Here is a 20907-nt window from a genome sequence, read left to right on the forward strand (position 1 = left end):
GATGAAGATTCGCTCACAAATCGGCATGGTCCTGAACCTGGACAAGTGCATCGGCTGCCACACCTGCTCCATTACCTGCAAAAACGTCTGGACCAGCCGTGAAGGCATGGAATACGCGTGGTTCAACAACGTCGAGTCCAAGCCTGGTATCGGCTACCCCAAGGAGTGGGAAAACCAGGACAAGTGGAAGGGTGGCTGGGTGCGCAATGCCAACGGCTCGATCAACCCGCGCATCGGCGGCAAGTTCCGGGTGCTGGCGAATATCTTCGCCAACCCCGACCTGCCGAGCCTGGACGACTACTACGAGCCGTTCGACTTCGATTACCAGCACTTGCACACCGCGCCTCTGGGCGAACACCAACCCACCGCACGCCCGCGTTCGCTGGTGTCTGGCAAGCGCATGGAAAAGATCGAGTGGGGCCCGAACTGGGAAGAGATTCTTGGCACCGAATTCGCCAAGCGCCGCAAGGACAAGAACTTCGACCAGATCCAGGCCGACATTTACGGCGAGTACGAAAACACCTTCATGATGTACCTGCCGCGCCTGTGCGAGCACTGCCTGAACCCGGCCTGTGCGGCGTCGTGCCCCAGCGGCGCGATCTACAAGCGCGAAGAAGACGGCATTGTGCTGATCGATCAGGAAAAATGCCGTGGCTGGCGCATGTGCATCAGCGGCTGCCCGTACAAGAAGATTTACTTCAACTGGAAAAGCGGCAAATCCGAGAAGTGCATCTTCTGCTACCCACGTATCGAGGCCGGGATGCCGACTGTTTGCGCGGAAACCTGCGTGGGCCGGATCCGCTACCTCGGCGTGCTGCTGTATGACGCCGACCGCATCGCCGAGGTCGCCAGCACCGCGAATGAGCATGACCTGTACGAAAAACAGCTGGAAATCTTCCTCGACCCCAACGACCCGGCGGTGATTCGCCAGGCCCTGGCCGATGGTGTGCCGCAGTCGGTGATCGACTCAGCCCAGCGTTCGCCGGTGTACAAAATGGCTGTGGACTGGAAACTCGCGCTGCCGCTGCACCCGGAATACCGCACCTTGCCGATGGTCTGGTACGTGCCGCCACTTTCACCGATCCAGAACGCCGCCGCCGCTGGCACCGTGGGCATGAACGGGGTGATCCCGGATGTCGACAGCTTGCGTATTCCGCTGCGCTACCTGGCAAACATGCTGACCGCCGGCGACGAAAAACCGGTCAAGCGTGCGCTTAAGCGCCTGCTGGCGATGCGCGCCTTCAAACGTTCCCAGCAAGTGGACGGCGTCGAAGACCTGCAAGTGCTCGAGGACGTCGGCCTGAATGTGCAGCAGGTGGAAGAGATGTACCGCTACCTGGCGATTGCCAACTACGAAGACCGTTTCGTGGTGCCAAGCGCGCACCGTGAAGACGCCATGAGCGACGCGTTCGCCGAGCGTTCCGGCTGTGGTTTCAGCTTTGGCAGTGGTTGCAGTGGCAGCTCTGACACCAACATGTTCGGCGCCAAGAAGGCCAACCGCCGCGACGTGCTGAAAACCGTACAGATCTGGGAGGACTGAGCCATGCGTATTCTCAAAGTGATTTCGCTGTTGCTGGACTACCCCACCGAGACCCTGGTGAGCGGTCGCGACGAGTTGGAAAAAGCGATCATCGAGTCGCGGGAAATCAGCCCCAAGCAGCGCGGTGCGTTGTTCGAACTGCTGGAACTGATCTGCGGCAACGACCTGATGGACGGCCAGGAACATTACGGCGCGTTGTTTGGCCGTGGCCGTTCGCTGTCGCTGCTGTTGTTCGAACACGTGCATGGCGAATCCCGTGATCGCGGCCAGGCCATGGTCGACATGATGGCCCAGTACCAGGAAGCCGGTTTTGCCATCGGCGTCAAGGAGCTGCCGGACTATATCCCGCTGTACCTGGAGTTCTTGTCCACCCGTGAAGACATCGAGGCCCGCGAAGGCCTGGCGGATGTGGCGCATTTGCTGGCGCTGCTGGCGGCGCGCCTGGATGAGCGCGAAAGCGCCTATGCCAGCTGTTTCCGCGCGCTGTTGCAGATCAGTGGCGCGGAGCCGCACCAGGCGATTGCCCAGCTGCGCGAGCAAGTGGCTGCCGAGGTTCGCGACGATTCCCTCGAAGCCCTGGACAAGGTCTGGGAAGAAGAAGCCGTGGACTTTATGCAGGCCGAACAGCAGGACCGTTGCAGTGCCATGCCCAGCGCGCCGGGCAAGGCCCGCGAAGAAAGCGCGGTGCCGTTGCACTGGGTGGATTTTCAGCATGATGGGCTGGCTGCTGCGCCAGCCAAGGAGGTGGGTAATGTCTAAGTGGAATTTGCTGATATTTGGTGTGTATCCGTATGTCGCCCTGGCGATCTGCCTATTGGGCAGTTGGGCACGCTTTGACCTGTCCCAGTACACCTGGAAGGCCGGCTCCAGCCAGATGCTGAACAACCGCGGAATGCGGGTGGCGAGCAACTTCTTCCATATCGGCGTGCTGTTCGTGCTGGCTGGGCATTTTGTCGGGCTGCTGACACCGGCGTCGGTCTATCACCATGTGATCAGCACCGAGAACAAACAGTTGTTGGCGATGGTCTCTGGTGGTTTCTTCGGCCTGCTGTGCCTGGTGGGCTTGCTGATGCTGGTCAACCGCCGCCTCACCGACCCTCGGGTACGGGCCACCTCGAGCCCGTCGGACATCCTGATTCTGCTGGTGCTGCTGGCGCAGTTGCTGCTTGGCTTGTTGACCATCGTTGCCTCCACCGGCCATATGGATGGCTCGGTGATGGTGATGCTGGCGGACTGGGCGCAAAACGTGGTGTTGCTGCGCCCGGTGGAAGCCGCCGCATCGATTGCCCCGGTGAGCCTGATCTACAAGGCCCACGTGGCCTTGGGCCTGACTCTGTTTGTGTTGTTCCCGTTTACCCGTCTGGTGCATATGGTCAGCGCGCCGATCTGGTACCTGGGGCGTCGTTATCAAATCGTGCGGCAGAAGTGAGGAGAACGTCATGACTTCAGGATGCGGATGTGGTGGCGGGAATGGTGGTGGCGGTTGCAGTGCTTCAACGCAAGCGCCGGCAGTGGAAATCGAAGTGCCGGCCGAGCCGCAATTGATCGCCAGCAGCGAACAGGAGTGGCCGATTGTCAGCGTCAACGGAGTGCTGATCGACGCGCAGACGATGGCCCAGGAGCTGCAGTATCACCCGGCCGAGAGCCGTGAAGAGGCGGTGTTCCTTGCCGCGCGAGCGCTGGTGATCCGCGAGCTGTTGCAGCAGCGGATTGGTGAATTGGGACTGTTGCTGGACGTTGCGGCCGGCGAGAACGAAGAGGAAGCGGCCACGCGCTTGTTGCTGGAGCGCGAGGTCAAGGTGCCGGAGTGTGACGAGGCGACCTGTGTGCGCTACTTCGAAAGCAATCGCGGGCGCTTCCACAGCGCACCACTGCTGGCGGTGCGACACATTCTGCTGGAGTGCGCGCCGGATGACGCCGAGGCACGCCATCAGGCCCACTCCCAGGCCGAGGTGTTGTTGCTGGCCCTGGATGAATCTCCCGGCAGCTTTGCCGAGCTGGCCCTCAAGTACTCGGCCTGCCCGTCAAAAGCCCAGGGAGGATCGTTGGGGCAGGTCAGCAAGGGCCAGACGGTGCCAGAGTTGGAGCGCCAGTTGTTCACCCTGGCGCCGGGCCTGGCCAACAAACCGCTTGAAAGCCGTTATGGCTGGCACGTGATCAGTGTCGACCAACGCATCGAAGGCCAGGCGCTGCCTTACGAGGCGGTGGCAACTGCAATTCGCACCCAGTTGCAGCAGGGCGTGTGGCAGAAGGCGCTGGTGCAATACCTGCAGACCCTGATCGGCGCGGCCGACGTTCGCGGCATCGCCTTGCAGGGCGCCGACTCGCCGTTGGTGCAGTGACATGCACCTGGTAGATGGTGTGGGCCGCTCCATTGACTACTTGCGGCTGTCGGTGACGGATCGGTGTGATTTTCGCTGTGTGTACTGCATGGCGAAAAACATGACCTTCCTGCCACGCCAGCAGGTTTTGACGCTTGAAGAGTTGCATCGGCTGGCGGCGCTGTTCGTCAGCCAGGGCGTACGCAAGATTCGCCTGACCGGCGGCGAGCCGCTGATTCGTCCGGGCATCGTCGACTTGTGCCGCAACATCGCGGCCTTGCCTGGCCTGCGCGAACTGGTGATGACCAGCAACGGTTCACAACTGGCGCGCCTGGCCCGGCCGTTGGTGGATGCCGGGGTCAAGCGCATGAACATCAGCCTCGACAGCCTCGATGCCGAACGCTTTCATGCCATCACGCGCAACGGCAACCTGCGCCAGGTGCTGAACGGCATCGAAGCGGCACGGGATGCTGGGTTTGAACGGGTCAAGCTTAACTGCGTGGTGATGAAGGGACGCAACTTCGATGAAGTGCCGGCGCTGGTGCAGTACGCCATCGACCAGGGCATCGATATCAGTTTTATCGAAGAAATGCCGCTGGGAGATGTCGGGCGCTCGCGGGGCGAGACGTTCTGTTCCAGCGACCAGGTGCGCGCGTTGATTGGGTCATACCATGGGCTGATCGACAGCACCGAAAACAGCGGAGGGCCGGCGCGCTATGTGCGCCTGGCCAAGCATCCACAGACGCGCATCGGCTTTATCTCGCCCAACTCCCACAACTTCTGCGCAAGCTGCAATCGGGTGCGGATGACGGTGGAAGGGCAGTTGCTGCTGTGTCTGGGGCAGGACAATGCGGTGGATTTTCGTGGGTTGGTCAGGCGTTATCCGCTGGATGACCGGCCGTTGGTGGAGGCGTTGCACAAGGCACTGCGAGGCAAGCCGGTGCGGCATGATTTTACGGGGGAGGGCGAGGTGCAGGTGGTGCGGTTCATGAACATGAGTGGGGGGTGAGGCTTAACGCACCATTCAAGATAGACAAATATCAATGTGGGAGCTGTCGAGCCCCACATTTGGATTGCGTTTGCAAACTTGACTCTGATCAATTGCTACGCACCATTCACTGCGTACCATCACTGCATATTGTATTTTAGATGATTTATATAACTATATGTAGTGTTTGGAGTCCCCATGCAGATCACCTCAAACCCGCTGGTCAGTACCCGTCTACACAAGCGCGATGGCAGCTTGGTCGCCTTCGACGCCGAGAAGATCCGTCAGGCGCTGATCGCGGCCGGGAATGCCACAGGCGATTACCAGGAGGCCGACGTCGACCTGCTATTGGGTGCGGTGCTGGCTCGTTTGAGTGGGATAACCCGGTTGGATGTCGAGCAGATCCAGGACAGCGTCGAGCGGGTGTTGATGGACGCGGGCTACTTCCTGGCGATGCGTGCCTACATCGTCTATCGCGAGCAGCACGGTCGCCTGCGACGGAATCGCAAGACACTGGTGGAAGTCGCCACCTCGATGAACGAATACCTCGATCGCAAAGACTGGCGGGTGCAGGCCAATGCCAACCAGGGCTATTCCCTGGGCGGGCTGGTGCTCAATGTGTCGGGCAAGGTCACGGCCAATTATTGGCTGGATGAGGTCTACAGCCAGGAAATCGGCCAGGCACATCGCGAGGCAGACCTGCATATCCATGACCTGGACATGCTCGCCGGTTATTGCGCGGGATGGTCTTTGCGCATGTTGTTGCACGAAGGCCTCAATGGGGTGCCAGGAAGGGTCGAGGCCGGGCCGCCCAAGCATTTGGGCAGCGCCCTGGGGCAGATGGTCAACTTTCTCGGCACCCTGCAGAACGAATGGGCCGGTGCCCAGGCGTTCAGTTCTTTCGACACCTACCTGGCGCCATTTGTGCGCAAGGACCAATTGGCCTACCCCGAGATTCGCCAGGCGCTGCAGGAGTTTATCTACAACCTCAACGTGCCGTCGCGCTGGGGTACCCAGACACCCTTCACCAACCTGACCTTCGATTGGGTATGCCCGGAAGATCTGCGTGAACAGATTCCCATCGTCGGTGGCGAGGAAATGCCCTTCGCCTATGGCGACCTGCAAGCGGAAATGGAGTTGATCAACCGCGCCTACATCGAGGTGATGCAAGCGGGCGATGCCAAGGGGCGGGTGTTTACCTTCCCGATCCCGACCTACAACATCACCCATGACTTCCCGTGGGACAGCGAAAACGCCGATCGACTGTTCGAAATGACGGCCCGCTATGGCTTGCCGTATTTCCAGAACTTCCTCAACTCCGATATGCAACCCAACCAGGTGCGCTCGATGTGCTGCCGTCTGCAACTGGACGTGCGCGAGTTACTCAAGCGCGGTGGTGGGTTGTTTGGTTCGGCGGAGCAGACCGGCTCGCTGGGGGTGGTGACCATCAACTGCGCGCGCCTGGGTTACCTGTTCAAGGGCGACACCAGTGGCTTGCTGCAACGCCTGGATCACCTGATGGAATTGGCAATGGAGAGCCTGGAGGTCAAGCGCAAAGTGATCCAGCACCATATGGACGCCGGCCTGTATCCCTATACCAAACGTTATCTGGGCACCTTGCGTAATCACTTCTCCACCATCGGCCTCAATGGCATGCACGAGATGCTGCGCAATTTCACCGGTGACGAACAAGGCATGCACACCGCGACAGGGCGTGAGTATGCCTTGAAACTGCTGGACCACGTACGCGCCACCTTGCTGCGTTTTCAGGAAGAAACCGGCCACCTGTACAACCTCGAAGCCACGCCGGCCGAGGGCACCACCTACCGGTTCGCCAAGGAAGACCGCAAGCGTTTCCCCGGGATCCTGCAGGCCGGCAGCCACGAGGCGCCTTATTACACCAACTCATCGCAACTGCCGGTGGGTTACACCGAAGACCCGTTCGAGGCGTTGGAGCTGCAAGACGAGCTGCAATGCAAATACACCGGCGGCACCGTGTTGCACCTGTACATGGCTGAAAAAATCTCTTCGACCCAGGCCTGCAAGCAACTGGTGCGCAAGGCGTTGGGGCGGTTCCGCTTGCCGTACTTGACGGTGACGCCGACCTTTTCCATCTGCCCGGTCCATGGCTACCTGGCGGGCGAGCATGAATTCTGTCCCAAGTGTGATGAAGCCTTGTTGCTGCAACAGCAGAGCCAGGGCGCGACGCATTGACCAGCGGTTTTCCATCCCAAGGAGTGACAACCCCATGAATACCACCAAGACCCTCGAACGCCAACGCTGTGAAGTCTGGACCCGCGTGATGGGCTATCACCGCCCGGTGTCGGCCTTCAACCCCGGCAAACAGTCGGAGCACCGTGAGCGGGCGCACTTTACCGAAAGCGCGGCTGCGGCCGGACGCCAATGAGTCGAGCGCTACGGGTCGGGGGCCTGGTGCCCCTGACCACCCTTGACTATCCCGGCATGCTTGCCTGCGTGCTGTTTTGCCAGGGTTGTGCCTGGCGTTGCCGATATTGCCATAACCCGGACCTGATTCCGCCACGCGGCAGCGCAGAGGTGGACTGGCGTCGAGTCTTGCTGTTTCTGCAACGCCGTCAGGACCTGCTCGATGCCGTGGTCTTCAGCGGTGGCGAGCCCACGTTGCAGGAAGGTTTGCCGGCGGCTATGGATGAAGTGCGCCAGATGGGCTTTCGCATTGGCCTGCACAGTGCCGGGATCAAGCCAGCCGGCTTTGCCAACGGCCTGGCCCACGCCGATTGGGTGGGGTTCGATGTCAAGTCCCTGGCCGAGGATTGCCAACGGATCACCCAGGTCAAGGACAGCGGCAAAGCCAACTGGCGCAGCCTGGATCTGCTGCTGCGCAGCGGCGTCGACTATGAGTGCCGCACCACGGTGCATTGGCACCTGATCGACCCACAACGCCTGCTGTTGCTGGCTCAGCGTTTACACGAACGTGGCGTCAAGCGTTTCGCTGTGCAACTGGTGCGTACGGCACGCATGCTCGACGAGCAGTTGCCGAGTGTTTCGGCACAAGCGTTGCTGCCTGAGTTGTGGGAAAAAATGCGCGGGTTGTTCCCGGCCTTTGTTTTACGAGGCTGATGGTTTTTGCGTGATCACCACTGAATGCGTGCGTTTACCCAGCCGATCTTGACCGCGATCAAGGCTACCGGCGACGGCTGGCAGTAGGCTCAGAGCACTGTTTGCTTGTATGGAGTACCGAGCATGGCCAAGCCGTTTGCGCTGAACCCCAAACACCCCGAACGTATCTGTTGGGGCTGTGATCGCTACTGCGCGACCGCCGAGCTTGCCTGTGGCAATGGCGCCGAACGTACCATGCACCCGGCAGAAATGATCGGTGAGGATTGGTACCTGCATGGCGATTGGGGTATCGGGCCGCCAATTGCCACGGACAAGGTGGCGCGGGCCAACTGAGAACCTGGCTATCGGCCCTTTGCGGCCCCTATATCGTGAAACGCCTCCGTGTGTGCCTACCTGCGATTGGACTGAACCCTCACGCCAATTGCTTGACCTAAGGCATAAGACCTCAGGAGGTGAACCATGCAAATTGAATACATCTGGATCGTTCTGGCCGCGTTGCTGGTTCTGGTGGAGCTTTGGGCGATCAACTGTGTATTGCGCAGCGCAAGCCGCTCCGAAAACAAGATGCTCTGGATGGTGGTGATCGTGTTTGTGCCACTGTTGGGGTTGATCCTGTGGGCTATCACCGGACCCAAGGCAATGGCCAAGACTGAGCCCGGCGAGCGCTGAGTTTCCCATCCTTGCACAAGCTGGGAGGATATTGGTTGGTATGTCCGCTCGATGCCTATGCCTTGGCCATCGCCTGGTTGAATGCCGGAAGATCGCCCGGGTTGCGCGAGGTAATCAGCGTCCAGCCATTGGCCTTGCATTCCATGACTTCGGCATCCACTCATTTGGCAGCGTCGGCATTGATCAAGTCGATGCGCACGGTGGCAAAAGGTTTGGATTAGTCGGGCTTTCCCGGATAAAGGACCCTGGCAATGTGAAAAGAGTTGTCCACGGAAACCGTGGGTATCTCTGTGGATAACCCGGCGCGGGTCCGACAGGGATGGCGATTTAGCAGCAGGTCAATATTTGATCAGCTGCTGCTTAAGTCCCTGATAAGCTTGGCTTACGCTTGACACGCTTTGGCAAAACCGGTGCCGGATTTCAGTTTTACGAATGGTGTTCTGCCGATAGGGGAACCGGGGGATCACTCGCACGCTTGTCATTGTCGATTGTCTGCAAAGTATCGCGGCGAGTTTCTACTGACTGAAACACCTGACTTGACGCTGGCAGGCCGACGCCGACATGCTCCTGCCTCCACGATCAAGGACAGCCCATGGACCACAGCCCTGTACGTATCCACTCCGAGGAACTGCTCTCGGACAACTGGTACCTGCTGAAGAAGTACAGCTTCGAGCTGCGTCGGCGCGACGGCAGTTGGCAAGCCCAGGCCCGCGAGGTGTATGACCGCGGCAACGGCGCAACTATTCTGCTGTACAACACTGAACATCGTACGGTCCTGTTGATTCGTCAGTTCCGCATGCCGACTTTCGTCAACGATTACCACGGCTACCTGATCGAAACCGCCGCCGGCCTGCTGGATAACGCCAGCCCCGAGGAGCGCATTCGCCTGGAGGCCGAGGAAGAAACCGGGTACCGGGTCGGCCACGTAGAGAAAGTCTATTCGGCGTTCATGAGCCCTGGCTCCGTCACCGAGCGCGTTCATTTTTTCATTGGTGAGTATCAGCCCGGCGACCGCGTGAACAATGGCGGCGGGTTGGCGGAGGAGGGCGAAGACATCGAGGTCCTGGAACTGGACTTTGACGAGGCAATCGCCATGGTAGCGCGCGGGGAAATTGTCGACGGCAAGACCATCATGCTGCTGCAATATTTGGAACTGCGCCTGCTCAAGGCCACTTTGGCCGACTGCGCTCCGGTCGCTGCTGACAGAGCGATCCGGTAACCTTCATCGACATCCTGCGCTTGAGGAACCGGCGTTTCTCAGCGCGATATCCACTTGGGTGGCAGCCTGCAACAGCGTGCTGTCGTTCCTGAAGATCCCGATCATTTGCAGCCCGACGGGAAGCGCCCCTGCATCACGCACCAGGGGAATATTGACCTGTGGCAACCCAAATGCCATCCAGAACTTGATGAAGTCGGAAGGCCCGGTGCCGTTCCCTGGATTTATAAATATTAAACCGCGTAAACCGCTGCCAGATCAGCGAAGCCTTTTATCTCGATAGGATTGCCGCACGGGTCGCGGAAAAACATAGTGGCCTGTTCACCCGGCTCGCCCGCAAAACGAATGGAAGGTGCGAGCACAAACGGCAGGCGTGCCTCGACCAGGCGGTCTTTTAAAACAACCCAGTCAGCCATATTCAATATCACTCCCAGGTGAGGCATTGGCACCAGATGCTCACCGACCTTGCCGGTATTGCTCACCGCGAAAGGTTCGCCCAGATGCAGCGATAATTGATGTCCGAAAAAGTTGATATCTAACCACGTGTCCGTGCTTCGTCCGGCCGTGCAGCCGAGCAAGTCACAGTAGAAGCGCCGTGACGCCTGTAGATCGCGAACATGGAACGCCAGATGGAAAATCGACTGCATCGCCTGCTCCTGAAGTCGGAAGTTAAGGGCTCGCAGGCAGCTTGTGCGGATTTTATGCAAAGAGATAGCATGTAATTTTTGCGATCATAAAAAGAATTACTTATGGATACGCGATATCTGAAAAGCCTGATCACGGTGGTGGAGTGCGGCTCCATCGCGCATGCGGCGCGGGTGGAGGGGCTGACAGCAGCAGCGATCAGCCAGCGAATACTCGCGCTTGAACGGCAACTGGGTTTTGAGCTGCTGTCGCGGGTCGGTCACACGGCCAAGCCCAGCGAGGCGTGTATTGCGTTGCTGCCCAGGGCTAAAAGCATTGTGCGCGAGGTTGCATTGCTCGCCGGCGATGTCGATGTCGAAGGGCTGACCGGCGTGTTGAAAATAGGCGCCATCTCGACCGTATTGACCGGCTTGCTGCCCGACGTGTTGCGGACCATGACCCGATTGGCGCCCGCCCTCAAACCGGTCATTGTGCCTGGCACCTCACGCTCGCTGTATCAGGCGCTGCTTGCCGGTGAGTTGGATGCGGCGATCCTGGTGGCGCCACCTTTCGAATTGCCAAAAGCGCTGCACCGGCACGCGCTGCGAAAGGAGCCGCTGGTTTTCCTGTCCCAGGAAAAATCTGCAGATAACGTGATGACCCAGCTCAAGACCCGCCCTTATATCCGTTACGATCCCGACTCGTGGGGTGGACGTCATGCCCAGCGCTACCTGGCCGACAATGGGCTGCAGCCCACGGCATTGGTGGATCTGGATGCCCTGGAAACCATCGCCATGCTGGTGAGTGAAGGGCTTGGAGTGAGCCTGGTACCTTATTGGTCCGGGATCGAGCGCTGGGCCAAGCAATGTGCCGTGGAGCAATTGGGCGCTGATCGGTATGGCCGGGATATTGTGCTGATCAGCCCTGTCCAGACTGATCGGCCCAGGATGTTGAGCGCTTTGACTCAAGCGCTCGATAAGTTTCGGTGAACTAGCGCACCAGGCACGGTCGCTTGTTATCGAAGGTCCAGCCGGGAATCATGAACTGCATGGCCACACTGTCATTGCGCGCGCCCAGGCCCATGCCTTTATAGAGTTCGTGGGCGTGGGCCACCGCATCCATGTCGATATCCACCCCCAGGCCGGGTTTGGCCGGCACCCGGACATGACCGTCGACGATCTGCAGCGGGGCCTTGGTCAAGCGTTGGCCATCCTGCCAGATCCAGTGGGTGTCGATCGCGGTAATCTCGCCCGGCGCGGCAGCGGCAACCTGAGTGAACATCGCCAGGGAAATATCAAAGTGATTGTTGGAGTGGGAGCCCCAGGTCAGGCCCCACTCATGGCACATCTGTGCGACCCGAACCGAGCCTTGCATCGTCCAGAAGTGCGGGTCGGCCAAGGGAATATCCACCGACTGCAACTGGATGGCATGCCCCATTTCCCGCCAGTCGGTTGCGATCATATTGGTCGCGGTCGGCAAACCGGTGGCGCGCCGGAACTCTGCCATCACCTCACGTCCCGAATAGCCGTTCTCCGCGCCGCACGGGTCTTCGGCGTAGGCCAGGACATGATGCTGGTCGCGGCACAGAGCGATGGCTTCTTTCAACGACCAGGCACCATTGGGGTCCAGGGTGATACGCGCATCAGGGAAGCATTCTGCCAGTGCCGTGACCGCTTCGATCTCTTCAGCACCCTGCAAGACGCCGCCCTTGAGTTTGAAGTCGTTGAAACCGTATTTGGCCTTGGCCGCTTCAGCCAGGCGCACAATGGCCTCGGGGGTGATGGCCGGCTCATGACGCAGGCGGAACCAGTCATCGGCATCGGCTTCGCTGCGATAGGCCAGGTCGGTTTTCTGGCGATCACCGATATAAAACAGGTAGCCCAGCATCTTCACCGCATCACGTTGCTGGCCTTCACCCAGGAGTGCCGCTACCGGCACCTCCAGGAACTGGCCCAGCAGGTCCAGCAACGCGGCTTCCATGGCGGTGACGGCGTGAATGGTGATGCGCAGGTCAAAGGTTTGCAGGCCGCGCCCGCCAGCATCGCGGGCGGCGAAGGTGCGGCGCATGGCGTTGAGAATGCTCTGGTACTCGCCGATGGGTTTGCCGATCACCAGGCAGCGTGCGTCTTCCAGGGTCTCGCGGATACGCTCGCCACCGGGGACTTCGCCCACGCCGATATGCCCGGCACTGTCCTTGAGGATCACGATGTTGCGGGTGAAAAACGGCCCATGGGCGCCGCTGAGGTTGAGCAACATACTGTCATGGCCAGCCACCGGAATCACTTCCAGGTGGGTCACGACCGGAGCGTTGCGGCTGTGGTGCTGATGTTCTGTGTTCATGGTTTGTTCCTTACTTGCTCAAGGCGGGGGCGGGTTGCAGCACGCTGGGGTTGGGCGAACCGGGCAGGGTCTTGGCAAAAAACACCAGGATTGCGGCGATCACCGAGGTGCCGGCCAGACCATACAAGCCGCCCTGGATCGACCCGGTGGTCTGCTCCAGAAAACCAAAGGTGGTCGGCGCGACAAAACCGCCGAGGTTGCCGATGGAGTTGATCAGCGCGATCACGGCGGCCGCGATGCGCGCGTCCAGATAGCCTTGCGGGATCGGCCAGAACAGCGCGGATGCGGACTTGAAGCCAATCGCCGCAAAACAGATGGCGATAAACGCAAAGATCGGCCCGCCCGTGGTAGAGAGGAACATCCCGGCGGCGGCAATCAACAAGGCGACGGCGACCCAGGCCTGCTGGAACTTGAATTTGCCCGCCAGGGTGGCAAAGGCATACATGGCGATGATCGAGATCAGCCAGGGAATCGAGTTGTAGAAACCCACCTGGATGTCGCTCAAGTCGCCCATTTTCTTGATGATGCTCGGCAGCCAGAAGGTGGCGGCATAGATGGTCAACTGGATGCAGAAATACAGCGCACAGAACAGCATGATCTGGCGGTCCTTGAGCAGCTTGCCCAGCGTTGGCTTGACCGTGATGGCTGCGTCGCGCGCCTGTTGCTCACGCGCGATTTCATTGACCAGCGCGTCCTGTTCTTCCCGGCTGAGCCATTTGGCATCGTGGGGGCTGGAGTCCAGCCAGTACCACACGAACCCGCAGAGCAAGACCGAGGCCATGCCCTCGATGATGAACATCCACTGCCAGCCATGCAGGCCCATGCCGGTGATTTGCAGCAGCAGGCCGGAAAGCGGCCCGGAAATCAGCGAGGCGATGGCCGAACCGCTGAGAAAGATCGCAATGGCCTTGCCGCGCTCGACACCTGGCAGCCAGCGAGTGAAGTAGTAGATCACCCCGGGGAAAAATCCGGCCTCTGCGACACCCAGCAAAAAACGCAGGATGTAGAAGTGGGTTTCGTTCTGGATAAACGCCATCAGGGTCGCGGTGATGCCCCAGGTGAACATGATTCGTGTCAGCCAGATACGCGCGCCGACTTTTTGCAAAAGCATGTTGGAGGGCACTTCAAACAGCGCATAGCCGATAAAAAACAGTCCGGCGCCGAAGCCGTAGGCCGCCGCACCGATGCCCAGATCGTGCTCCATGTGTGTGCGTACAAAGCCGATATTGACGCGGTCGATGTAATTGACGATGAACATGATCACAAAAAGTGGCAGCACATGACGCTTGACCTTTTGGATTGCGCGCACCAGAACCGGGTCGATGGCAGGCGCAGTTGTGGCAGGGGTTTGAGGATTCACGGGGTAGAACTCCCACTGATTTATTGTTGTGCGGGGAATAGCCTGATTGGCAGGAGATGCCTGGCAACTTGATAGACATCATACAACTTGATTTTTAGAAGACGCAATAGGAGAGGCGTGGGGAACGATTTTTTTCATGCTCTCTGTACTGCCTGGGCTTTAAGGCAGTTTTTTTTCGACGGCTACGGGTTTTCCCTGATCTTGCATCCATTATTGAAATCGATTTGTGAAGTGTTGTCATACAAGTTGGCAAGCATTTTCCGTAGCACTGGGTGCTAAGATAGGAGCGATCACCTGAGCGGAAAATTTCATGAACGACGACACTGCTTCCCTGCAACGCAAGCGCTCGCCGGGTCTGGCCCATGACATTGTCACGGCGCTGACCCAGCGTATTTTGCTCGGACAGATGGTGGCGGGTGAAAAACTGCCGTCAGAATCCACCATCGTTGCCGAGTACGGCGTCAGTCGCACGGTGGTGCGCGAAGCGATCTCCAAGCTGCAGGCTGCAGGACTGGTCGAAACCCGGCACGGTGTGGGCAGCTTTGTGCTGGAGCGCGACGAGCGCCGCGGGTTGCATCTGACCCATGACACTGCCGTCAGCGTGCGCGGGATTCTTGAGCTGCGCATGGGCCTGGAAACCCAGGCGGCGGCGTTGGCGGCAATGCGCCGCACCGATCAGCAATTGCTGCAGATGCGCCAGGCGCTGGACGATTACCAGGACTCGCTGGCCAACAACGACAGCAGTGTGGAGCCGGACGTACGCTTTCATCGCCTGATTGCCCAGGCTACCGGGAACACCTATTTCACTGATGTGATCTATCACCTGGGGCACTCGGTGATCCCACGTACCCGGATCAATGCACAGGAGCGCGGCGATGCCGATCTGATGAAGCTGGGGCAATTGGCGAATCTTGAGCACGAGGCGATTCTCAAGGCCATCCGCCGCCAGGATCCGGATGCCGCTCGGGCGGCAATGTGGCTGCATTTGAGCAATAGCCTGGAGCGTATGACGGGGGAGTAACCGCGCGCCCAGGCCGACGCAAATAAACGACATCGGAACAAAGGGGCATTTTCTTCAATACGTGAGTGCTGCCACCACGTAGCGTACAGGCCATGACCCACCTGTCACTACAAAAGGGAAGTGCAATGAGTTTGATCATGTCCATGGCTGCCTTCGCCCTGGCAACCTCCATCACGCCGGGCCCGGTCAATGTCGTCGCCCTGAGCACCGGGGCACGCTTTGGTTTTGCCGCCAGCCAGAAACACGTCGCCGGGGCAGCATTGGGTTTTACCTTGCTGCTGGTGTTGATCGGCCTGGGCTTGCATGAGTTGCTGGTGCGCTGGCCGGTGCTGACCCAAGGCATTCAATGGAGCGGTGTCGCGTTTTTACTGTACATGGCCTACAAGCTGGCAATCGATGACGGTCAACTCAATGCACAGGGCGCTGCGGTGGCGCCGTCGATGCTGTATGGCGCGATCATGCAATGGCTCAACCCCAAGGCCTGGCTGGCCTGTGTCGCGGGCATGGGGCTATTCGCCGCGCAGGGCGAAGCGGAGCGTGTCTGGCAGTTGGCGGCGGTGTATCTGGTGGTGTGTTATCTGTCTGTGGCGTGCTGGGCGTATGTCGGTACGTTCTTTCGTCGCTACCTGAGCAATGCCCGTGGCATGCGCCTGTTCAACCGGGTGATGGCACTGCTGTTGGTGATCAGCGTGGTGTATCTGCTGCTGACCTGACTCAGCCGCGATACTGCCCCGGCGTGGCGGCCAGGTGTTGCTTGAACGCCCGCTGGAAATGCGCCTGGTCGGCGAATCCGGCGGCCAGTGCCACGTCGGCAATCAGCTTGCCGCTGCGCAGTTGGGCACGGGCAAACTGGATGCGCTGGTTGACCACGAATGCATGAGGCGTCATCCCGTAGGATTGCTTGAATGCGCGGATCAAATACGACGGCGACAACTGCGCCGCCTGGCAGATGTCTTCCAGTTTCAGTGCCTCGGTGCAATGTTCGCGGATGTAATCGGCGGCGCGCTCCAGCTTGTGGTTGACCTCTCGGCCTGCGTCGGCTGCCGGGTTCAGGCGCGATTGCACTTCACTGAAAAAACTCACGACCGTGCTTTGCTTGTGCAAGTACTCGGCATTGCCGTCCACCAGGGTCTCGTACAACTCCAGCAAGCCGCAAAACAGAACGGGATCATCGGTGTGCGTGGTGTCGAAGCGGCGAAAATCCAGCTCGTCGGCAAACCCCAGCTGGTGCTGCAAATCGGTCAGCCACCGGGTTTCGATGTACAGCATGTGATAGGACCAGGGCTGGTCATCAATGGGATTGCAGGCATGTACATCGCCAGGGTTCATCAGCACCACGGTGCCGGCTCTGATCCGAAAGGTCTCTGAACCATGAATGTACAAGCTCTGCCCAGCGGTGATCGCGCCGATCGAGAAATGCTCGTGGGCGTGAAGCGCGTAGCAGACCTTGCGCCCATCGGCGATGGTTCGCGCCTCGATGAATGGCAGGCGCTCATCACGCCAGAAGCGTGGAGCAGCTGGGTCCGGCAGCAACATGATGCCCCTCTCCGAGCAACTTACGGGGCCCCGATGATTGCATAAAAACCGGCCGCCGACAGCTGGCGACCGGTGATTGACCCAGCTTCCCGGCTTAGAAGTCCCAGCGCGCTGCCAATTGCAGGCTGCGTGGTTCTCCATAAAATCCGGTACCGAAATTGCCGAGGCCGGTGTAGTACTTTTTGTCGAGGGCATTCTTTACATTCAGCGTCGTGCTCAAGTGTTCGTTGAAGCGGTAGCGCGCCATCAGGTCCACAAGGTAATAGCTGTCCTGGGTGATGCGCGCGTACTGGCCGAAGTTGACCGTATCGTCTGGGTTGGGCTGGAATACGTTGCCAAAGAATTCGCTCTGCCAGTTCACGCCGGCGCCCAGGGTCAGGTTGTGCCACGCGCCCGGCAAGCGATACGAGTTGAACAGGCGCACCACTTGCTGCGGCGTGGTGGTTTGCAGCACCGAGCTGTAGACGTAGTCGTCGTTGGCATCGCGGGTATGTTGGTAGGTGTAGCCGGCCGAGACGTTCCAGCCGTCCAGCACTTCACCGGCCAACTCTGCTTCAAAGCCTTTGGTGGTCGCCCCTGCAATGGGGCGATAGATCGATTCGTTTTCAAAGCCTGAAACGTACTGGGCAACATTGTCCTGCTCGATGCGGAACGCGGCAAAACTGGCATTCAAGCGACCATCGAAAAGCGCTGCCTTGAGCCCGGCCTCGTAGGTATCACCTTCAATCGGGTCGAGTAGCTTGCGCTCGGCATCCTTGCTGTTTTGCGGTCGGTAGATTTTGGTGTAGCTGGTGTAAACCGACCAGACATCGTTGAGGTCGTAGACGACACCCGCATAGGGTGTGACCACGCCGGTCTGTTTGTAGCTGGTGCGGTTATCGGTTGTCGCGGGGTCGTAGAAGTCCGTGGTGTCGTTGTTGCTGAAATTACTCACTCGCGTACCGAGGATCACCGACAGGTCATCGGTGGGCTTCAGGCGTGTCGCCAGATAAGCACCCGTCTGGCGCTGCACAATATCGTTCTGGCCACTGCGGGGAATGTTCGGTTTCGGGTACTCGCCGTGCCAGTCGTGGATACTGCCGCCGACAGGTGGGTAGATCGAGCCGTACATCGGTATGTCTTGCTTCGAGCGGGTTGCCATGAAACCCATGACCAACTCATGTTCACGGCCTAGCAGGCTGAACGGGCCACTGAGGTTGGCGTCGAGGGTATTCTGGACCTGATCGCCCTTGTACTTGCCCATGAACATGTACATGCCTTCGCCGCTGACCTGGTCCGGATTGCCGCCACTGGCGGAGGCGAGCAGGGTGTCGTGTTGGCTGCGCTTGCGGTCCAGGCTGACTTTGAGCGACCAGTCGTTGGCCAGTTTTTGTTGCACCGAGGCGAATATGGTCTGGTTCTGGAAGTCGCGACGGCTCCAGTCGGCGGCAGGATTGAACGAGCGCGAAAAGTTGGTGCGGTTGCCGTTGCTGAAGTACATCGGGAAGCCCGTCCAACTGGCGCCACGCGAGCGCGTGTCTTGTTGGTCGATGCCGAAGGTCAGCAATGTGTCGTCGGTGATATCGGCTTCAATAATGCCGTAGGCAATGTCCTTGGTGTGCTGGTAATGGTCCAGGTAGGAGGCGCGATCCTGATACACGCCGACGAACCGCCCGCGCACATTGCCCGTTTCAGTCAAGGATCCGGAAATATCGCCTTCGGTGCGGTAGTTGTCCCAGGAGCCTGCGGTGCCGGTAATCGAGGCTTTGAACTCCCTGGTTGGTTTCTTGCGGATCAGGTTGACGGTGGCCGAAGGGTCGCCCGAACCGGTCATCAGGCCTGAAGAACCCTTGATGATCTCCAGGTGGTCATACACGGCCATGTCGGTGCTGGTGGTGCCGTAGTCATATACACCGTCATAGGTCGAGTTGACGCCGTCGTACTGAAAGTTGGTGATCGGCAGGCCACGGCTGGAAAACTCCCAACGCTCGCTGTCGTAGTTCTGCACGCTGACTCCTGGCGCCCGGCGCAGGGTGTCGGCGATGTTGTTGGAACCCTGGTCGTCCATTTGCTGGCGTGTGATGACGGTGACTGACTGCGGCGTCTCGCGGATCGACAGTGGCAGGCCGGTAGCTGACGACATCGATCCGGTGGTGTAGGAGCGACTGTCCTCAGTGGTGGCACCAAGGCCCAAGCCGGAGATTGTCGTCGCGCCCAGCTCGAGAGCACCGGTTTGCAGAGGTGCCAACTCCAGCACGTAACCGTTATCGCCTTGCGACAAGGCCTGCAGGCCACTGCCTTGCAGCAGGTGTTGCAGCCCGGCTGCTGCTGTGTAGTTGCCATTGAGGCCTGGGCTGGTCTTGCCGGCAGCGAGGCTGTTGTGGCCGGCGATGAAAATTCCCGACTGCTCGGCGAAGCGGTTCAGCACGCTGACCAGCGAACCGGCGCCAATGTTGTAATTGCGCGTGGCTTGCTGGGTCGAGGGTGCTTCAGTTGCGCGCGCACTCAGTGAACCCAGGCAGAGCAGGGTAGCGGTGATGGCCAGCGCCAATGGGCGCACGGCAAAAGCAACGGGTTGCAGCATGGGAAGGTGCCCTTTTGATCGAGTCGTTCGGCGAATTATGAAAGCGTCTGCTGGGTTAACCGGACGAACGTTGGAAAAGGGAACCGGGTATGAAGATTTTTATATGGCAGTTGGTTTTGGCCCGACAGTCACCCACCACGGCATGAGTTTTTCTACCCGTATGGGTAAGGCCGCTTCCAGCAGGCGCAGGGCATGTTCGCTGTCTGTAAGGGGAAATGAACCCATCACTGGCAAATGGACGATTGCTGGGTCACAGCCCAGGTGGCCGGGCCGATATCGGTCCAACTCACCAATCAACTGACCCAAGGGCAGGTTGTCGGCCAATAGCACGCCACGGCTCCAGGCCTCTCGGGTTGCGCTGGCACGTGAGGTGGTGTTGAAACCGTCGCGGGTGAAGAGTGCTTGCTGCCCGGTTTCGATGATCCGCGTGTGTTGATGGTTGGCGGTGCGCACTTCAACCCGGCCTTCGTACACATTGAGGAGTGTGTCGTGGGTGTTTTGCAGCACACTGAAACGAGTGCCCAGAGCGCGCAACCGCCCGTGTTCAGTGTCCATCAGAAACGGCCTGAGGTCAGTGGCCGTGTCGATCAACACTTCGCCAAAGCGCAGGTGCACCAGGCGTTGGCGGTCGTCGAAACGAACATCCAATGCACTTAATGCGTTGAGCCACACACGACTGCCGTCCGCCAACAGCGCGTCGCGGATCTCGCCGCTGGCCGTGGTGTAGTCGGCCGTCCAGCCGCCTACCCACTGCGGCAGCGCAGTTTCACGCCATGCGCCCCAGGCCAGTGCCGTACCTGAGCACAGTACCAACAGGGTCTTGAGCGTCTGGCGTCGCGAACTGCGTAACGCGCGCTCGGCGCCATGGGGTTCTGCGGCCAGCGGCATAAAGCGCTGGCTGACTCGCTCGACGTAGTCCCACGCGGCAGCATGTTCAGGGCTCAGCCCCAGCCACGCTTGCCACAGTTGGCGTGACCGGGCGCAGCCTTGTTGATCCTGCAAGCGCACATACCACTGCGCGGCTTGTTGCAGGCTGGCATGGCTGAGTTTTCCGCTGGCGTTCATTGCACCAGCAGTCCATCGAGCTCGGCTTCCAGCACTGCGCAGTGCAGCAGCGCCTGGGCCATGTATTTTTTCACCATGCGCTCGCACACGCCAAGTTGAACGGCGATTTGCTTGTAGGGCATGCCGTGCAGTTGTGCCAGCAGGAAGGCTTGGCGAACGTTGCGCGGCAGGCGCGTGAGCATGGCATCCACCTCGTAGAGGGTTTCAACGATGATCGCCCGCTGTTCAATGGATGGTTGGACTGCTGCAGGACGCTCGGCAAGGCTTTGCAACCAGGCTTGTTCCAGTTGCCGACGCCGCCAATGATCAATACACAAGCCCCGGGCGATGGTAGCCAAGTAGGAGCGCTCGCCCACTTCATCAGCGTGCGCCGGTGGGCGCTTGAGTACGCGGATGAACGTGTCTTGCGCCAGGTCGGCGGCATCCCAACGATTGCTCAGGCGCCTGCGCAACAGCCCCAGCAGCCATGAATGATGGGCGCCGTAAAGCTGGCTGAAGGGAGTAGGGGCGGTCGACACGATGTCCATCCGGCATTGAAGCCTTGGCGTGAATGGGAATTGGTCGC

21 protein-coding genes and 2 pseudogenes are annotated in these 20907 nt (G+C 59.7%); 14 read left to right on the forward strand and 9 right to left on the reverse strand.

The features are described 5' to 3' along the window. Nucleotide 1: 1 nt before the first annotated feature. The 10 genes from narH to OQ460_RS10655 all read left to right on the forward strand — a co-directional run bounded on the left by narH (nucleotide 2) and on the right by OQ460_RS10655 (nucleotide 8617). Nucleotides 2-1540 (forward strand): nitrate reductase subunit beta, encoded by a 1539-nt coding sequence (gene narH / locus OQ460_RS10610; RefSeq protein ID WP_410021753.1) that lies wholly within the window; start codon nucleotides 2-4, stop codon nucleotides 1538-1540. Nucleotides 1541-1543: 3 nt separating this feature from the next. After that, nucleotides 1544-2299, forward strand: coding sequence for a nitrate reductase molybdenum cofactor assembly chaperone (narJ, locus tag OQ460_RS10615; protein ID WP_410021754.1), 756 nt, complete (start codon nucleotides 1544-1546; stop codon nucleotides 2297-2299). Then, a complete protein-coding gene (gene narI / locus OQ460_RS10620) occupies nucleotides 2292-2969 on the forward strand; it encodes a respiratory nitrate reductase subunit gamma (RefSeq protein ID WP_410021755.1) in 678 nt (225 codons plus the stop codon). The genes narJ and narI overlap by 8 nt, the downstream gene beginning before the upstream one ends. A 10-nt stretch (nucleotides 2970-2979) precedes the next feature. Further along, complete coding sequence (locus tag OQ460_RS10625; protein WP_410021756.1) at nucleotides 2980-3882, forward strand: peptidylprolyl isomerase; 903 nt, start codon at nucleotides 2980-2982, stop codon at nucleotides 3880-3882. Between the two features lies 1 nt (nucleotide 3883). After that, on the forward strand, nucleotides 3884-4870 hold the full coding sequence (gene moaA, locus OQ460_RS10630; protein ID WP_410021757.1) for a GTP 3',8-cyclase MoaA: 987 nt from the start codon (nucleotides 3884-3886) through the stop codon (nucleotides 4868-4870). 177 nt (nucleotides 4871-5047) lie between these two features. Further along, entirely contained in the window at nucleotides 5048-7063 is a 2016-nt protein-coding gene (locus OQ460_RS10635) for a ribonucleoside triphosphate reductase (protein WP_410021758.1), read from the forward strand. 34 nt (nucleotides 7064-7097) lie between these two features. Then, nucleotides 7098-7256 (forward strand): anaerobic ribonucleoside-triphosphate reductase, encoded by a 159-nt coding sequence (gene nrdD / locus OQ460_RS10640; RefSeq protein WP_410021759.1) that lies wholly within the window; start codon nucleotides 7098-7100, stop codon nucleotides 7254-7256. After that, entirely contained in the window at nucleotides 7253-7948 is a 696-nt protein-coding gene (locus tag OQ460_RS10645; RefSeq protein ID WP_410021760.1) for an anaerobic ribonucleoside-triphosphate reductase activating protein, read from the forward strand. Before nrdD ends, OQ460_RS10645 begins: the two co-directional genes overlap by 4 nt. A 123-nt stretch (nucleotides 7949-8071) precedes the next feature. Beyond that, nucleotides 8072-8281 (forward strand): DUF3079 domain-containing protein, encoded by a 210-nt coding sequence (locus OQ460_RS10650; protein ID WP_410021761.1) that lies wholly within the window; start codon nucleotides 8072-8074, stop codon nucleotides 8279-8281. Between the two features lie 126 nt (nucleotides 8282-8407). Next, nucleotides 8408-8617, forward strand: coding sequence for a PLD nuclease N-terminal domain-containing protein (locus OQ460_RS10655; protein WP_410021762.1), 210 nt, complete (start codon nucleotides 8408-8410; stop codon nucleotides 8615-8617). Between the two features lie 55 nt (nucleotides 8618-8672). Here the strand turns inward: OQ460_RS10655 and OQ460_RS10660 are convergent. Next, nucleotides 8673-8825, reverse strand: a pseudogene (locus OQ460_RS10660) (protease); the annotation flags it as partial. A gap of 384 nt (nucleotides 8826-9209) precedes the next feature. On the opposite strand from OQ460_RS10660, the gene OQ460_RS10665 reads away from it, so the two are divergent. Continuing rightward, the gene (locus OQ460_RS10665; protein ID WP_410021763.1) at nucleotides 9210-9836 is read left to right on the forward strand and encodes an NUDIX domain-containing protein; all 627 of its coding nucleotides are present in this window, start codon (nucleotides 9210-9212) and stop codon (nucleotides 9834-9836) included. Between the two features lie 3 nt (nucleotides 9837-9839). Here the strand turns inward: OQ460_RS10665 and OQ460_RS10670 are convergent. Then, a pseudogene (locus OQ460_RS10670) lies at nucleotides 9840-10043 on the reverse strand (hypothetical protein); the annotation flags it as partial. A 23-nt stretch (nucleotides 10044-10066) separates the two neighbouring features. After that, complete coding sequence (locus tag OQ460_RS10675; protein ID WP_410021764.1) at nucleotides 10067-10480, reverse strand: VOC family protein; 414 nt, start codon at nucleotides 10478-10480, stop codon at nucleotides 10067-10069. A gap of 102 nt (nucleotides 10481-10582) precedes the next feature. On the opposite strand from OQ460_RS10675, the gene OQ460_RS10680 reads away from it, so the two are divergent. Then, a complete protein-coding gene (locus OQ460_RS10680) occupies nucleotides 10583-11446 on the forward strand; it encodes a LysR substrate-binding domain-containing protein (RefSeq protein ID WP_410021765.1) in 864 nt (287 codons plus the stop codon). 1 nt (nucleotide 11447) lies between these two features. Here the strand turns inward: OQ460_RS10680 and gudD are convergent, their stop codons facing one another. After that, nucleotides 11448-12797, reverse strand: coding sequence for a glucarate dehydratase (gene gudD, locus OQ460_RS10685; protein WP_410021766.1), 1350 nt, complete (start codon nucleotides 12795-12797; stop codon nucleotides 11448-11450). A 10-nt stretch (nucleotides 12798-12807) separates the two neighbouring features. Further along, on the reverse strand, nucleotides 12808-14157 hold the full coding sequence (locus OQ460_RS10690) for an MFS transporter (protein WP_410021767.1): 1350 nt from the start codon (nucleotides 14155-14157) through the stop codon (nucleotides 12808-12810). Nucleotides 14158-14467: 310 nt separating this feature from the next. Between OQ460_RS10690 and OQ460_RS10695 the strand changes: the two genes are divergently transcribed. Both OQ460_RS10695 and OQ460_RS10700 read left to right on the forward strand, forming a co-directional pair. After that, on the forward strand, nucleotides 14468-15178 hold the full coding sequence (locus OQ460_RS10695) for a FadR/GntR family transcriptional regulator (RefSeq protein ID WP_410021768.1): 711 nt from the start codon (nucleotides 14468-14470) through the stop codon (nucleotides 15176-15178). Nucleotides 15179-15303: 125 nt separating this feature from the next. Continuing rightward, entirely contained in the window at nucleotides 15304-15891 is a 588-nt protein-coding gene (locus tag OQ460_RS10700) for a LysE family translocator (RefSeq protein WP_410021769.1), read from the forward strand. A gap of 1 nt (nucleotide 15892) precedes the next feature. Here the strand turns inward: OQ460_RS10700 and OQ460_RS10705 are convergent, their stop codons facing one another. The 4 genes from OQ460_RS10705 to OQ460_RS10720 all read right to left on the reverse strand — a co-directional run bounded on the left by OQ460_RS10705 (nucleotide 15893) and on the right by OQ460_RS10720 (nucleotide 20869). Next, nucleotides 15893-16714 carry a helix-turn-helix transcriptional regulator gene (locus OQ460_RS10705; protein ID WP_410021770.1) on the reverse strand — a complete coding sequence of 274 codons (822 nt, stop codon included), beginning with the start codon at nucleotides 16712-16714 and terminating at the stop codon, nucleotides 15893-15895. A 94-nt stretch (nucleotides 16715-16808) separates the two neighbouring features. Then, nucleotides 16809-19277 carry a TonB-dependent siderophore receptor gene (locus OQ460_RS10710; RefSeq protein WP_410021771.1) on the reverse strand — a complete coding sequence of 823 codons (2469 nt, stop codon included), beginning with the start codon at nucleotides 19275-19277 and terminating at the stop codon, nucleotides 16809-16811. 99 nt (nucleotides 19278-19376) lie between these two features. Beyond that, entirely contained in the window at nucleotides 19377-20342 is a 966-nt protein-coding gene (locus tag OQ460_RS10715; protein WP_410021772.1) for a FecR domain-containing protein, read from the reverse strand. Further along, the gene (locus tag OQ460_RS10720) at nucleotides 20339-20869 is read right to left on the reverse strand and encodes a sigma-70 family RNA polymerase sigma factor (RefSeq protein WP_410021773.1); all 531 of its coding nucleotides are present in this window, start codon (nucleotides 20867-20869) and stop codon (nucleotides 20339-20341) included. Before OQ460_RS10720 ends, OQ460_RS10715 begins: the two co-directional genes overlap by 4 nt. Between the last annotated feature and the right edge of the window lie 38 nt (nucleotides 20870-20907).

It is taken from the genome of Pseudomonas imrae (genome assembly GCF_046352735.2).
Lineage (GTDB): Bacteria > Pseudomonadota > Gammaproteobacteria > Pseudomonadales > Pseudomonadaceae > Aquipseudomonas > Aquipseudomonas imrae.